Here is a 14511-nt window from a genome sequence, read left to right on the forward strand (position 1 = left end):
ACATTACAATCTTAAAGAATACTTAACATCTTAGAAATGTGAGGGAGATCACAGAAATTATGCATTTGCAGGGTCAGTAATAAGAGACTTCGTGCTTTTTCTGCTTAAAATGGCCTATTACAAGGCCTATTCGGCTCATTTCAAGAGCTGAATAGGGCAATTATTTGGCTCAATCGTCCATCATTAACTGCTGGTTCAATCCACTTTGGCGTTCGATCTCTTGATTCACCCCCGATCGCCAGGTATTTTGCTGGCTAAAGAGGCTAAAGCGTTTTTTGGCCCGGGTGACGGCGGTGTAAAGCAGTTCTTTGGTTAAAACAGGCGAGCTGGTCAGTGGCATAACCAAAAGGGTATGGCCAAACTCAGAACCTTGGGACTTGTGTACGGTCATCACATAGGCTGGATCGTAGGCAGGTAGGCGGCTTAGGGAGAGTTTGAGATAGTCGCCAGTTTCTTCGTGCTTTACATCAAAATAGACGACATATTTTTCCCCCGTTTCATCAGGCAAGATTAAGCCAATATCGCCATTAAATATGCCTAATTGAGGGCTATTTTCGCTTATCAAGACAGGTTTGCCTAGGTAGGCCTCGCGACTATGCTTGAAGTGGACCAGATGAGCCTGTTTTAGGGCTTGAGCAATGCTTTCATTCAGCCCCTCTACCCCCAATCCTCCTTCCCTCAAGGCAGATAAGAACCGTACCTGCTTGAAACTTGCAAAAATTTGCTCAACTGAGACCGCTTGCGGGTTTTGTTGGCGTTGTTTGACCAGGCCTAAATAAGTGCCATATAACTCAACCGCCTTGTTCACTACCAAGCTTACACAGGCCTCCTGCCACTGATGTTTATCAGGGAAACTGGTCGCAGGAGGGTACTCACTTAAAGCTAGATCCGCAAAATTTTGGTTTGCAAAAACTTGCCAGGATTTAGCCGCTTGTTGCTGGTTAATGAGATCTGCCAGTTTGCCAATGCCTGAATGTTCGTCAAAACGATAGCTCTTACGCAGGTGGCTGAGGCAGTCGCAAATAGGTGGCAGGCCCTGGTAGCTTGGGGAGAGGTTGGAGCCTGTGGTTTGGTTGAGATAGTCACAGTGGGCCTGGCTATATTCATAGGTGAGCAGTTGCCCCAGCTCACCCATAATGGCCCCAGCTTCCACAGAAGCCAGTTGATCCTTGTCGCCCAACATGACCAAGCGGGTGCTTGGCTTGAGGGCGGCCATAAGTTTCTCCATCAAAGACAAATCAATCATGGAGGCTTCGTCCACCACAAGGAGATCAAAGAGGAGGGGATTATTGGCATGGTGTTTTGGCTCATCCGAAAGGGGCCGAATACCCAGCAGGCGGTGGAGGGTGCTGGCCTGAACGGGCAGGGCATTTTGCACCTCAAGCGGGAGCTGGTGGAGCTCGGCCAAATTGGCCTGAATGGACTCCTTCAGCCGGGCCGCAGCCTTGCCGGTTGGGGCGGCCAGGGCAATATTGAGCAGGGGCAGGCCCTGGCTATGTTGGCGGAGTTGCAGGGCGGCTAATAGGCGTGCCACTGTGCGGGTCTTACCCGTGCCCGGCCCGCCTGAAATCAGGCAGAAATGTTGTTTTAGGGCCGTGGCCACGGCGATTTTTTGCCAGTCGATTTCGTCTGCTGCTTCGGTAAAAATTTGGTCTAAAATAGCCTTATTTAGGGCAGGATTTGCAAGATTATCTGTTTTTTGAGCCGCTTGTTTGAGGTAGTTGGCGACACTGTTTTCGGCCTGCCAGTAGCGGTAGAAGTAGATCAAGTCCCCTTGGAAGAGGATAGGTGCAACCTTCTCTTTTGGATCAAAGCTAAAAGCAATATGATCCGCTAGTTCCTCCTGCCAGACAAGCGGGTCAAAACCGCCGATTTTTTCAAAAATCTCGTAGTAGTAATCACGCTCGAAGGTTCTGTTCATAATGTCGCCAAAGGGCTTTTGGCAAGAGGCTAGGCTCATGGCTGTGTTGCCCTGCATAAGTTGATAGTGCATCAAGCAGGCCAGAAAGACCGCTAGATTTTTTTGAGTGTCGGAATAAGGGTAAGCGGCTTGTTTTTGGTCGATAAACTTAGCGAACTGGTAGTTGGCTTCAGTAATGACCTTGTCTTTTTTGAGATCGGAAAGGAGTGCTAACATAGGCTTAGAGGCATTTGGCAGGTTTAGGTAGGCCTGCTATTTTGGTGGCCTGCTTGGCCGGGCCGTCAGGAAAGAGCCGTTGCAGGTAGCGGCTGTTGCCTTTTTCCTCGCCAAACTTCTGGGCCAGGGATTTGACTAGCATGCGGATGGCTGGGGAGGTCTTGTATTCTTGGTAGAAATCCCGCACGAAGTGGATGATTTCCCAGTGTTCGTCTGTCAGGGTGATTTGCTCTTGGGCGGCGATGACCTGGGCTAATTCCGGCGACCAGTCGCTTAGATTGGTGAGATAGCCTGAGTTGTCGGTGGGGATTTGTTGTTGGTTGAATTGGATAAAGTTGGGCATTTTAGTCTTTGGTTAACACGACAGAAAGTAATTTACGCAAAATAAGGTTCCCCTCTTTAGAAAAGAGGGGTTAGGGGAGATTTGACAGAAATGATAGCAGAGTGAGAGCTCAATTCGGAGAAAATTTGCTTCTCAAACCATGACTATTCATTCCCTTTCTTCGTTTTCCCTACTGCCAAATCTCCCCCTGCCCCTCTTTGCTAAAGAGGGGAGTAGATCGAGCTAAATAGGCATTTAGAGCGTCTTAATGATAGTTAATCATCACTTCCCAAGACCCCAAAGATCTGCAAGAAGCTGACAAAGAGGTTGTAGAGGGAAACGTAGAGATCAACAGTTGCCATGATGTAGTTGGTTTCACCGCCGTTAATAATACGGCTAGTAGCCATCAAAATCGCACCGGTTGAGAACACGATAAATAAAGCACTCAACGCAAGGCTTAAGGCTGGCATGGCCAAGAAAATGTTGGCAATCATACCCACGATTAAGACCACAAACAAGGCAATCATCATACCCGATAAGAAAGACATATCCTTCTTAGTGGTTAAAACATAGGCAGAGCAGGCGAAGAAGACAAGGGCTGTTGAACCTAGAGCAAGGGCTACAGCATCGCCTAGGCCGTTACCTAAATAGAGGCTTAAGATTGGGCCAAGGGTGTAGCCCATAAAGCCGGTAAGAGCGAAAACGCTGGCTAGGCCTGCGGCAGAGTTAGCGGTTTTGCTGGTTAAGAAAAGTAAGCCGTAGAAGCCTACCAAGACTGCCCACCAAGGCAGGCGAGGCAGGTTAAGGGCCATGGTGATTACAGCCACAACCGAGGAAAAGGCCAAGGTCAGAGCCAGTAGGAAGTAGGTATTACGCAACACCTTGTGGGTGCTGAGCAGGGACTCACCACGGGCGGTGGTCACAAATTGGTTTTGTTGCATAAAAGCTCCTGTTGAGGGGTAAAAAAGATATGGTTAAATTAACATATTCTTTACAAATGTCAAACTAACTCTGCTGTTTTTTTAAACGTTCCTCACGGGCCTGTTCCTGCTTGGCCTGGGCCAGGGTTTGGCGGATTTCCCGCTTGCTGAGCCAGACCAAAGCGCCCACGGCTAAAAAGGTAATGCCGTAGGACAACCAGACATAAAAGCCGTAGCCACCCATGGCGAAAAAGTCGCTGATAGAAGCAAATTGAAAGTTTAAGGTCATGATCTTCTCCTATTATTGGGCTAAGGCACGCACCCAAGGGCGTTTGCGTTCATCTTTAAGCAGGGCAGCACGGTAGCGGAGGATGCTGAGCCAGATCATAAAAATCATGGAGCCGAAAATGGCCAGTAAGAGCGGGATCAGCATTTCCACTGCCATAGAAGGCTTGTCGAATTTGGTAATGGTTGCCCCTTGGTGCAGGGTATTCCACCATTCCACCGAGAAGTGGATAATAGGCAGGTTAATCACGCCCACAATGGATAAGATCCCCGCAGCCTTGGCCCCGATATTACGATCTTGGAAAGCCGAATAAAGGGCCATTACCCCCAAATAGAGGAAGAAGAGCACCAAGGCTGAGGTCAGGCGTGCATCCCAAACCCACCAGGTTCCCCACATAGGCTTGCCCCAAATGGCTCCTGTTACCAAGGAAAGAAAGGCAAAAACCGCCCCAATCGGTGCCATGGAAATCATGGCCAGACTGGCTTGACGGATCTGCCAGACCAAGGCAACCAGGGCAGCAACTGCCATGGATCCATAAACGCCCATAGACCAAATGGCCGATGGCACATGGATAAAGATAATCCGATAGCTATCGCCCTGTTGATAATCTTTAGGGGCAAAGGCCAGGCCCCAGACAAAGGCAGCGGCCAGCAAGAGGGCACTTAGGATGCCCAAAAGAGGTTGAATTTTCCCCAGCAGTCGGTATTGGGTTTCCGACTTGGCGTAGGGGTGTAACCATTTCCACATAAAAACTCCAGTGATTGAATATAATTTTGTGTGTCGTAGATAGCGCCAGCCTCCAGGCTGGTGCTTTCGCTTTTAATTGAAGGCACCAGCGAGGACGCTGGCGCCATCTTAGGGATTTAACTAACAATACAAGCGGGATTTTTTTACAAAATTTTTGCAACAAGCACGTACTAGCTTCGTTATCACTTCTGCAAAATCTCCCCTAACCCCTCTTTTTCAAAGAGGGGGATCAGAACGAGCGTAAATCGCTTACACAGTTCTAAATTACTGCAAACTCACCCTCAAAGCCCCTGCAATGGCAAAGGGCGAGAAGGTAAGGGTAAGGGCCAAAATCGCCCCGATAATGGCCAACTGGCCCGTGTAGCCAATATTCAAGGTTGCCGCTTCCAACACGCTGGCGGCAAAAATCAGCACAGGCAAAAAGAGCGGAAGCACTAAAAGGCTTAAGAGGGTTCCGCCCTTGCGTAGGCCGACCGTCAGGGCAACGCCGATTGCTCCCAGACAACTTAAAATGGGCGTGCCTAACAAAAGAGTCAGCACCAAGGCCCACCAGACTTGGATCTCAAGCGAGAGTAAGACCCCTGCAATGGGTGAGAGCAAAATCAGCGGCAGGCCAGTTAAGAGCCAGTGGGCCAGCACTTTGGCCAAGGCCACTTGGGTCAGGCCAATAGGCAAGAGCATAAGTTGCTCAAGTGAGCCGTCTAAATAATCGTCCCGAAAGAGCCGCTCAAAGGAAAGCAGGGCCGATAAAACCGCTGCCACCCAGGCAATCCCAGGGGCTATTTTACCCAATAATTCCGGATTTGGCCCCATAAGGAGCGGAAAAAGGGTGATAATAATCAAAAAGAACCACAAAGGGTTTAAAATTTCCGCAGGTTTGCGGAAGGCGATGGTCAGTTCTCGTTGAATAATGGTCAATAAAATCATTGAGTTATCTCTTATAGATCCAGAATTTTCCTACTTTTAGCACTTTCAAAGGCTTTTTCAATTAAACCCAGCACATAGGCAGCCTGTTCGGTGGTAATGGCAAGAGGCTTGTGCTCGGCAATGGCTTCATAAAGATTATCATAGACTGCCTGACAGCTCCTTAATGGGCCGGCAAAGGACTGGCGGATCACTTGGTTCTCTTGTTCGGTATGCAAAATGCCCTCACGGATTGCTTGGTTCCAGTCGCCCACAGGCTGAATGCCTTGAGAGAGTAAGGCTTCCTGCCCGTCCACTGCTTGTTTCACATAGGAACCCAATTTGCCATGCAGGACAAAATGCGGGCTGGGCTCACGGGCATATTTGCTGGCAGCCAGTCGCACTTTTAGGCCCGACTCATACCACAAGTCAATGCTGAAATTATCATCGCTGATGGCTCCCTCGTGTTGGTAGCGGATGTCGGCAAAGATTTTTGCAGGTTTACCGAATAAATAGACCGCTTGATCCAGCAAATGCACGCCCAAGTCATAGACCAGGCCCGTGCCCTGCTCGCCGGTTTCCTTCCAGGCCTTGACATTTTTACCCTTGGCATAGCGTTCAAAGCGGATTTCGCAATCGACTGCCTCACCGATCAAGCCCTGGGCCAAGATTTCTTTGGCGGCTACTACTGCATCATCAAAACGGCGGTTTTGATAGACCGATAAGATCACATTTTGGGCCTTGGCTAGTTCCGCTAGTTCCTCAGCTTGAGCCTTGGTTATCGCCAACGGTTTTTCCACTAGCACATGCTTGCCCGCCAAGATGGCCTGTTTGGTTAGGTCAAAATGGGTTTGGTTGGGGGTAGTGATAATGACCAAGTCCACTTCAGGCGTGAGCAGTTGCTCAAAGCTCCGCACAATTTCCACGCCCTCTAAGTGCTCAAGGGCATTTTGGCTGCTGCGTTCAAAGACCTTGACCACCTGAAAACGCTTGTCTGCCTTGAGAAAAGGGGCGTGAAAAACCCGCCCAGAATAGCCAAAACCTGCAATGGCAACCTTAATTTCTTGCATATTCTATCCTTACTTAATTTTTTCTAAATGTTGAATGAGTTGCTCCGCTGGCACGGCCTGGATTTTGCGCATTTGGTAGAAGAGCAAGCCGCTGGCCAGGGTTAAACTAATACAAAACATAAGCCAAAAACCCGCTGCTGCCATGGGTTGGGCGGTCAGCCAGTCGGTTCTGGCCAGAATATAACCAAAGGGAATCCCCACCAGCCAATAACAAAAGACCGTGGCATATAAAATCGATTTGGTGTTTTTATAGCCCCGTAAAATGCCGTTACAAATGGCCTGCATGGAATCGGGCAACTGATAGACCGCAGCAAATAAGAGCAGGCCTGAGGCAATGGAAATCGAGGTCGGGTCTTGGGTAAAGGCGAGGGGAATAAGCCCATTAAACAAGGCAATCACCACCGCCGAGATGAGGGCCAAGATGAGGCCTGTAATCAGGGCATGGTAGCTCAAGACCTTGGCTTCCTCCACCTGCTTTTGCCCCAAGGTTTGGCCAATGACAATGGTAGTGGCAATCCCAAAGGCAAGTGGGATCATAAAAAAGAGCGAGCTGGTTTGTAGGGCTACCTGATGACTGGCCACTACTTGAGCGCCAAGCGGGGAAAGCACCAAGGAGGAGGTGGCAAAGAGCATCACTTCCGTAAACATGGCAAAGGCAATGGGCAGGCCCAGGGCCAACAACTTGCCCAAGGTCTTGAAGTTAGGGCTTTCTAGCCATTTGTCGAATAATTTGATGTCCTTTTGGGCCTTGTTGGTGTAGCAATAGTGCAACATCAAGCCGAACATGATCCAGTTTACAATGGCCGTGGCCACCCCGCAGCCGACCGCCCCCATTTCAGGCAGGCCAAACTTGCCGAAAATAAAGATATAGTTAAGGGGAATATTAAGCAGCAGGCCAAAAAAAGTGATCTGCATGGCAGGTTTGGGGTTGGACAAACCATCGTTCAAGCAACGCAGCAAGACGGACAACAAGGCAGGCAAGAGGCCGATAGACAGCACCTTGAGGTAGTCGTGGGTCTTTTGGGAAAAGTCCGCAGGCGTGTCCATAAAGTCCAAGATTAGGTCGCTATGCCAAAAAATCAGCAGAAGCGGGGCAGACAGGGCCAAGATAATCCACAAGCCCTGGTGGATTTGGTGGGCAATCAGCTCCCGCTGGCTGGCACCGTTCAAATAAGACACGGTTGGCGTAATGGCATTGAGAATGCCCAACACAAAGAGAAAGAGGGGGAAATAAATAGAATTACTGACACTAATGGCCGACACATCCGCATCGCTAACCAGCCCCGCCATCACAATATCCGCCAGCCCCATGCCCGAAACCGAGAGTTGAGAGATAAAGATGGGAAGGGAGAGCTTAAAGAGCCTTTTTGCGTTTTTAGGGTAGTCTTGCCAGTGTAAATTCATAAAAACCTCATTTTAGAACCCAAGATTATACTCAACAAGCGGGCAAAAAGCCTTAGTTTTTTGCAAATTTTGCCACAAATCACTTGAGCCAACGTTTAGCGAAAAGCGCTTGTTATTTAACAAATTCTCTGTATAATGCACGCCCTCAACCACATTTACTTTTTCATCCTTGCTTCCAAATGCAGGTGGTTGGCAAGCTGGAGGCTATTAACCCGTAAGGATCGACAATGCGTCACTACGAAATCGTTTTTATGGTCCACCCAGACCAAAGCGAACAAGTACCTGGTATGATCGAGCGTTATACCGCTTCTATTAAAGAAGCAGGCGGTCAAGTTCACCGTTTAGAAGATTGGGGTCGCCGTCAATTGGCCTACCCAATTAACAAACTTCACAAAGCACACTACGTGTTAATGAATGTAGAAGCACCTCAATCAGTAATTGATGAGTTAGAAACAAACTTCCGTTACAATGATGCCGTTCTTCGTAACATCATCATTCATACAAAACACGCCGTAACAGAAGCTTCTCCAATGGCTAAAGCGAAAGAAGAGCGTAAAGCACCTGAAGCAGCCGCTGTTGAAACTGAGGAAGCAGGCGAGTAATTCTTGTGGAAAATCGTTTAACCCTTAGCGGCACAGTTGCAACAGCGGTTAAACAAAGCCAAAGCCCGGCTGGCATTTATAATCGCAGTTTTTATTTGGAACATCGTTCAAACCAAGTAGAAGCAGGATTGCAAAGACAGGCCTGGTGCAAGATCCAAGTGATTTTGAACGGCAATCAATTTAACACAATCACTCAAAATATTACGGTCGGATGTAAGGTGAGAGTTAGCGGATTTATCCATTCTCACAAGGACTATCAAGGCTTAAGCCAATTAGTTTTACATACCGAGCAGATCGAATTTATAGATTAGGAGAAGCCTCATGGCACGTTATTTCCGTCGTCGTAAGTTCTGCCGTTTTACAGCGGAAAATGTTGTTGAAATCGATTACAAAGATATCGCTACATTAAAGAACTACATTTCAGAAAGCGGCAAAATTGTCCCAAGCCGCATTACAGGTACTCGTGCGAAGTATCAACGTCAATTAGCTCGTGCAATCAAACGTGCACGTTACCTTGCGTTGCTTCCATACACTGACAACCATCAGTAATTCGAGGAGTTTACAATGCAAGTTATTCTTTTAGATAAAGTTGCCCACCTTGGTGGTGTTGGCACACAAGTAGAAGTTAAATCTGGTTTTGCTCGTAACTACTTAATCCCACAAGGTAAAGCAGTTATGGCAACCAAGGCAAACATTGCTCACTTTGAAGCCCGTCGTGCTGAATTAGAAGCCAAAGCTGAAGCTGCACTCGCTGCTGCTCAAGCTCGTGCTGAAAAATTGACTGCACTTGCCCAAGTGACTATCGCTACCAAAGCTGGTGACGATGGCCGTTTATTCGGTTCAATCGGCGCCCGTGACATCGCTGATGCAGTTTCTGCTGCTGGTGTTGAAGTGGCGAAAAGCGAAGTTCGTTTAGGCGAAGGCCCACTTCGTGCCACTGGCGAACACACTGTACGCGTTCACTTCCACCCAGAAGTTGAAGCAACAGTTGTTGTAAACGTGGTTGCTGAGTAATCTGCAAAAAATTGCATAAATCACCCCGCTTGTTAGCGGGGTTTTTTCTTTTATGGCTTATGTTTAGGGCGTGTCCTCAATTTGCTCACGGCGGTATTTTCGGCAAAAACTCGCCATCTACTTCGTCAAAAATACTCGCCAAATGTCTATTTGGCTGCGTTTTTTTCCTCGTATCTGTCGTTTTTTGTTCGAAAAACCGACTCGTTTTCAAATTGAGGACATGCCCTAAAATCCACCTCTATTTTTCCCCTCTCTTGTTCCCCATCTGTATTTTTTGCTGTTTTTTTCAACATTTCTTTTACCTCTTTAGAAGTAGAGAGAAATTTTTGGTAACAAAAATGTTGATTTACTTCAAAGTTTTTGTGACAGAAAAGTAAAAAAATGGGGTTTTTGTGGCATTGGAGGGGGGTTTTTAGGTAGAATATAGCGTTTATTTTTCTCTCGAAAAAAATGAGGGGAAATCCGGTTTGAGAACTTTATGCTGCCCTTTGGTGGCAACTCAATATAGCGGTTACAGCTTGCTGTAACTTAATGTTTAACCCAACTATAAGTAGTGCAAAAGATGATTACCATTAAAAAAGGTTTGGATCTTCCGATTGCAGGAAAACCAGCACAGACTATCTCAGCAGGCAATGCCGTGTCTGAAGTGGCTGTTTTAGGTGAAGAATACGTGGGTATGCGCCCTTCTATGAAGGTGCGTGAAGGCGATGTGGTGAAAAAAGGTCAGGTGCTTTTTGAAGATAAAAAGAACCCTGGCGTGGTTTTCACTGCTCCTGCAAGTGGTACGGTTAAGGCCATTAACCGTGGCGATAAGCGTGTTCTGCAATCTGTTGTGATTAGCGTTGAAGGCTCCGAGCAAGAAACCTTTGCTCGTTATGAGGCCGCTCAATTAGCATCATTAACCTCTGAACAAGTCAAACAAAATCTTGTTGAATCAGGCTTGTGGACGGCCTTGCGTACTCGTCCATTTAGCAAGGTTCCAGCCCTTGATGCCACTCCGTCCTCCCTATTCATCAATGCCATGGATACCAACCCATTGGCAGCGGATCCGACGGTGGTTTTAAATGAGCATCGTGAAGATTTTGTGAATGGCGTGACGGTTTTAAGCCGTTTATTCCCTGAGAAAAAGGTGCATTTGTGTAAGGCTGGCGATAGCAATACGCCAACAGTGAACTTGCCAAACGTGCAAACCCACGATTTCGGTGGCGTTCACCCAGCAGGCCTTGTGGGTACACATATTCACTTTATCGATCCAGTCGGTGCAACCAAATCCGTTTGGCACATCAACTATCAAGATGTGATTGCCGTGGGTAAACTCTTTACCACGGGCGAGCTTTATGTGGATCGTGTGGTCGCCCTTGCTGGCCCGCAGGTCAAAAATCCACGTTTAGTCCGTACCGTACTGGGTGCGAACCTTTCTCAACTCACCCAAAACGAGCTACAAGCGGGTCAAAATCGTGTGATTTCTGGCAGCGTTTTAAGTGGCACAACCGCTTCAGGCCCACACGACTACCTTGGCCGTTATGCCCTTCAGGTGTCTGTTATTCTTGAAGGTAACGAGAAAGAGTTCTTCGGTTGGATTGCCCCAGGCACCAATAAATACTCTATTACCCGTACTGTTGTTGGTCACTTCCTCAAGGGCAAACTCTTCAACTTCACTTCTGCAGTGAATGGTGGCGACCGTGCCATGGTGCCAACAGGCAACTATGAGCGTGTTATGCCCTTAGATATTTTACCAACGCTCTTGTTGCGTGACTTAATTTCAGGCGATACCGATTCAGCTCAAGCCCTTGGCTGTTTAGAGCTAGATGAGGAAGACTTAGGACTTTGTACCTTCGTTTGCTCAGGTAAATATGAATACGGTTCAATCTTACGTCAAGCCTTAGATAAGATTGAGAAGGAAGGTTAAAAATGGGTTTAAAACATCTTTTTGAAAAAATGGAACCTAATTTTTTACCTGGCGGTAAATTAGAAAAATGGTATGCCCTCTTTGAAGCGACCTATACCCTTTTCTATACTCCAGGTACGGTAACACCGAAAAAAGGTTCCCATGTACGTGATGCCTTAGATTCAAAACGTATGATGATCCTCGTTTGGTTAGCATTGTTCCCAGCCATGTTCTACGGTATGTACAACGTGGGCGCACAATCTTTCCAAGCCTTAATGATGGGCGATTTTGCCCAAAACGTGGCCAACAGCATTGCCAACGACTGGCACTTCTCCCTGGCCAATAGCCTTGGTTTACTTAACCAAGATGCTGGCGTATTGACTAAAATGGGCCTAGGCGCCATCTTCTTCCTGCCAATCTATGCCGTTGCCTTTGGTGTCGGTGGTTTCTGGGAAGTGGTCTTTGCTATGGTGCGTAAGCATGAGATCAACGAAGGCTTCTTCGTGACCTCAATCCTCTTCGCCCTCATTGTTCCACCAACATTACCACTCTGGCAGGCTGCCCTGGGTATTACCTTCGGTGTAGTTGTGGCCAAAGAGATCTTCGGTGGCGTAGGTAAGAACTTTATGAACCCAGCCCTTGCCGGCCGTGCCTTCTTGTTCTTTGCCTACCCTGCACAAATCTCAGGTGATATGGTCTGGACTGCGGCCGATGGTTTCTCTGGTGCAACAGCCCTTTCTCAATGGGCACAAGGTGGCGAAGCCGCACTTAAACACGTTGCAACCGGCCAGCACATCACTTGGATGGATGCCTTCTTGGGTAACATTCCAGGCTCTGTGGGTGAGGTTTCAACCCTGGCTATCTTAATCGGTGGCTTAATCATTGTGTTTGCAAAAATTGCCTCTTGGCGGATTATTGCGGGCGTGATGGTGGGTATGGCAGCAACGGCAACCCTCTTTAATATGATTGGTTCAGACACCAACCCAATGTTCGCCATGCCTTGGCACTGGCACTTGGTATTAGGTGGTTTTGCCCTCGGTATGATCTTTATGGCAACCGACCCAGTTTCGGCCTCTTTCACCAACACAGGTAAGTGGTGGTATGGTGCCTTAATCGGGGTCATGGCGGTATTGATCCGCACGGTAAACCCAGCCTACCCAGAAGGGATGATGTTAGCGATCTTATTTGCAAACTTGTTTGCACCAATTTTCGACTACATCGTGGTTCAAGCGAATATCAAACGTCGGAGAGCAAGAACAAATGGCTAAGTTTAATAAAGATAGCGTAGGCGGAACCGTTTTAGTTGTTCTGCTGTTAAGCCTTGTCTGTTCCATTATCGTGGCAGGTTCTGCGGTGGCCTTAAAACCTACCCAAGAAGAACAAAAATTGCTAGATAAACAGAAAAACATTCTGAGCGTAGCAGGCTTGTTAGACAAGGGCAGCGTCAAAGATGTTTTCTCTAAATTTATCGACACCAAATATGTGGACTTAGATTCTGGTGACTATGTCGATTCAGCCAACAATGCTGAAGAAGCCATTGCCCCAGAAGCAGACAAAGCAGGTATCCGTAAACGTACCAAAACCGCTGAAATCTATATGGTGAAAAACGAGCAAGGTTCTGTTGAACAAATCGTTCTGCCAATTTACGGCACAGGTTTATGGTCTGTTATGTACGGCTTTGTGTCTGTTGAGCCAGATGGCAATACCATCAAGGGCATCAACTTCTACCAACACGGGGAAACCCCAGGCCTTGGTGGTGAGATTGAAAACCCGAACTGGCAAAAAGTCTTCCAAGGTAAAAAATTGTACAGCGATAATCACCAACCAGCTATTAAGGTGGTGAAAGGCCAAGCCCCACAAGACGCCCACAGCGTTGATGGCTTGTCTGGTGCAACCCTAACAGGTAACGGTGTACAAGGTACCTTTGATTATTGGTTTAGTGATAATGCTTACGGCAAATACCTAAGCAAACTTAAAGCGGGGGCGAACTAATGTCTGACGCAAAAACTAACTTAAAAGATCTGTTGTTAAACCCAATTGCAAAAAATAATCCGATTGCCTTGCAAATTTTGGGTATTTGTTCAGCGCTTGCGGTAACAACCAAATTAGAAACTGCCTTCGTTATGGCGATTGCAGTAAGCCTTGTAACAGGTTTCTCTAGTTTATTTATTTCTTTGATCCGTAACTACATTCCAAACAGCATCCGTATTATCGTGCAGTTGGCGATTATCGCCTCCTTGGTAATCGTAGTGGACCAAATCCTCAAAGCCTATGCTTATGGTCTTTCCAAACAGCTTTCGGTTTTCGTTGGTCTTATCATTACCAACTGTATCGTAATGGGTCGTGCAGAAGCCTTTGCCATGAAATCTCCACCAATGGAGAGCTTTGTGGACGGTATCGGTAACGGTTTGGGCTACGGCGCCATGCTCATTATCGTGGCCTTCTTCCGTGAGTTAATCGGTTCAGGTAAGCTCTTTGGTATCACCATTTTTGAAACCATTCAAAACGGTGGCTGGTATCAAGCCAACGGCTTATTCCTACTTGCACCAAGTGCCTTCTTCATTATCGGCTTCGTTATCTGGGGCTTGAGAATGTGGAAACCAGAGCAACAGGAGAAATAGATGGAACACTATATTAGTATCTTCGTGAAGGCGGTCTTCATCGAAAATATGGCACTCTCTTTCTTCCTTGGTATGTGTACCTTCCTTGCGGTATCCAAGAAAGTGTCAACCGCCTTTGGTCTCGGCATTGCAGTAACCTTCGTACTAGGTATTGCCGTGCCAGTAAACCAACTTATTTATGCTAACGTCTTAAAAGATAGTGCCTTAGTTGAGGGCGTGGACTTGTCCTTCCTTAACTTTATTACCTTTATCGGCGTGATTGCGGGCCTGGTACAGATCCTTGAAATGGTCTTGGACAAATTTATGCCAGCCCTCTACAACGCCCTAGGTATCTTCCTTCCGCTTATCGCCGTAAACTGTGCGATCTTCGGTGGCGTATCTTTTATGGTGCAACGTGAATACAACTTCCCAGAATCTGTGGTCTATGGTTTTGGCTCAGGCATTGGTTGGATGTTGGCTATTGTTGCTTTAGCAGGTTTAACCGAGAAAATGAAATATGCGGATATTCCAGCAGGCCTCAAAGGTTTAGGTATCACCTTTATCACCGTAGGCTTGATGGCGTTAGGCTTTATGTCATTCTCTGGTATTCAATTATAA

Annotated in this window: 17 protein-coding genes; 9 read left to right on the plus strand and 8 right to left on the minus strand. The window is 47.3% G+C overall.

Annotation, left to right across the window (positions count from 1 at the left end):
* Positions 1-169 precede the first annotated feature (169 nt).
* The 8 genes from A4G20_03680 to A4G20_03715 all read right to left on the minus strand — a co-directional run bounded on the left by A4G20_03680 (position 170) and on the right by A4G20_03715 (position 7789).
* Positions 170-2137: an exodeoxyribonuclease V subunit alpha gene (locus tag A4G20_03680; GenBank protein QIW15489.1), complete on the minus strand. Its 1968-nt coding sequence runs from the start codon at positions 2135-2137 to the stop codon at positions 170-172.
* Between the two features lie 4 nt (positions 2138-2141).
* The gene (locus A4G20_03685) at positions 2142-2480 is read right to left on the minus strand and encodes a sulfur relay protein TusE (protein ID QIW15490.1); all 339 of its coding nucleotides are present in this window, start codon (positions 2478-2480) and stop codon (positions 2142-2144) included.
* A gap of 254 nt (positions 2481-2734) precedes the next feature.
* Positions 2735-3400 (minus strand): BAX inhibitor protein, encoded by a 666-nt coding sequence (locus A4G20_03690; GenBank protein QIW15491.1) that lies wholly within the window; start codon positions 3398-3400, stop codon positions 2735-2737.
* Positions 3401-3464: 64 nt separating this feature from the next.
* Positions 3465-3668, minus strand: a complete 204-nt coding sequence (locus A4G20_03695) for a heme exporter protein CcmD (GenBank protein QIW15492.1) — start codon at positions 3666-3668, stop codon at positions 3465-3467.
* Between the two features lie 12 nt (positions 3669-3680).
* On the minus strand, positions 3681-4412 hold the full coding sequence (locus A4G20_03700; GenBank protein ID QIW15493.1) for a heme ABC transporter permease: 732 nt from the start codon (positions 4410-4412) through the stop codon (positions 3681-3683).
* 264 nt (positions 4413-4676) lie between these two features.
* On the minus strand, positions 4677-5339 hold the full coding sequence (locus A4G20_03705) for a heme exporter protein CcmB (GenBank protein QIW15494.1): 663 nt from the start codon (positions 5337-5339) through the stop codon (positions 4677-4679).
* An 11-nt stretch (positions 5340-5350) separates the two neighbouring features.
* Positions 5351-6385: an oxidoreductase gene (locus A4G20_03710; GenBank protein QIW15495.1), complete on the minus strand. Its 1035-nt coding sequence runs from the start codon at positions 6383-6385 to the stop codon at positions 5351-5353.
* Between the two features lie 9 nt (positions 6386-6394).
* Positions 6395-7789, minus strand: coding sequence for an MATE family efflux transporter (locus A4G20_03715; protein ID QIW15496.1), 1395 nt, complete (start codon positions 7787-7789; stop codon positions 6395-6397).
* Between the two features lie 227 nt (positions 7790-8016).
* Here A4G20_03715 and A4G20_03720 point away from each other — a divergent pair, with 227 nt between their 5' ends.
* The 9 genes from A4G20_03720 to A4G20_03760 all read left to right on the plus strand — a co-directional run bounded on the left by A4G20_03720 (position 8017) and on the right by A4G20_03760 (position 14511).
* Complete coding sequence (locus tag A4G20_03720; GenBank protein ID QIW15497.1) at positions 8017-8391, plus strand: 30S ribosomal protein S6; 375 nt, start codon at positions 8017-8019, stop codon at positions 8389-8391.
* Positions 8391-8702 (plus strand): primosomal replication protein N, encoded by a 312-nt coding sequence (locus A4G20_03725; GenBank protein QIW15498.1) that lies wholly within the window; start codon positions 8391-8393, stop codon positions 8700-8702. Before A4G20_03720 ends, A4G20_03725 begins: the two co-directional genes overlap by 1 nt.
* 10 nt (positions 8703-8712) lie before the next feature.
* Positions 8713-8940 carry a 30S ribosomal protein S18 gene (locus A4G20_03730; protein ID QIW15499.1) on the plus strand — a complete coding sequence of 76 codons (228 nt, stop codon included), beginning with the start codon at positions 8713-8715 and terminating at the stop codon, positions 8938-8940.
* A gap of 15 nt (positions 8941-8955) precedes the next feature.
* Entirely contained in the window at positions 8956-9405 is a 450-nt protein-coding gene (locus tag A4G20_03735) for a 50S ribosomal protein L9 (GenBank protein QIW15500.1), read from the plus strand.
* A gap of 562 nt (positions 9406-9967) precedes the next feature.
* Complete coding sequence (locus A4G20_03740) at positions 9968-11314, plus strand: NADH:ubiquinone reductase (Na(+)-transporting) subunit A (GenBank protein ID QIW15501.1); 1347 nt, start codon at positions 9968-9970, stop codon at positions 11312-11314.
* A 2-nt stretch (positions 11315-11316) separates the two neighbouring features.
* Positions 11317-12561 (plus strand): NADH:ubiquinone reductase (Na(+)-transporting) subunit B, encoded by a 1245-nt coding sequence (locus A4G20_03745; protein QIW15502.1) that lies wholly within the window; start codon positions 11317-11319, stop codon positions 12559-12561.
* Entirely contained in the window at positions 12554-13285 is a 732-nt protein-coding gene (locus A4G20_03750) for a Na(+)-translocating NADH-quinone reductase subunit C (protein QIW15503.1), read from the plus strand. Before A4G20_03745 ends, A4G20_03750 begins: the two co-directional genes overlap by 8 nt.
* Positions 13285-13914 carry an NADH:ubiquinone reductase (Na(+)-transporting) subunit D gene (locus tag A4G20_03755; GenBank protein QIW15504.1) on the plus strand — a complete coding sequence of 210 codons (630 nt, stop codon included), beginning with the start codon at positions 13285-13287 and terminating at the stop codon, positions 13912-13914. Before A4G20_03750 ends, A4G20_03755 begins: the two co-directional genes overlap by 1 nt.
* Positions 13915-14511 carry an NADH:ubiquinone reductase (Na(+)-transporting) subunit E gene (locus A4G20_03760; GenBank protein ID QIW15505.1) on the plus strand — a complete coding sequence of 199 codons (597 nt, stop codon included), beginning with the start codon at positions 13915-13917 and terminating at the stop codon, positions 14509-14511.

Source organism: Pasteurellaceae bacterium RH1A, from assembly GCA_012221805.1.
GTDB lineage: Bacteria > Pseudomonadota > Gammaproteobacteria > Enterobacterales > Pasteurellaceae > RH1A.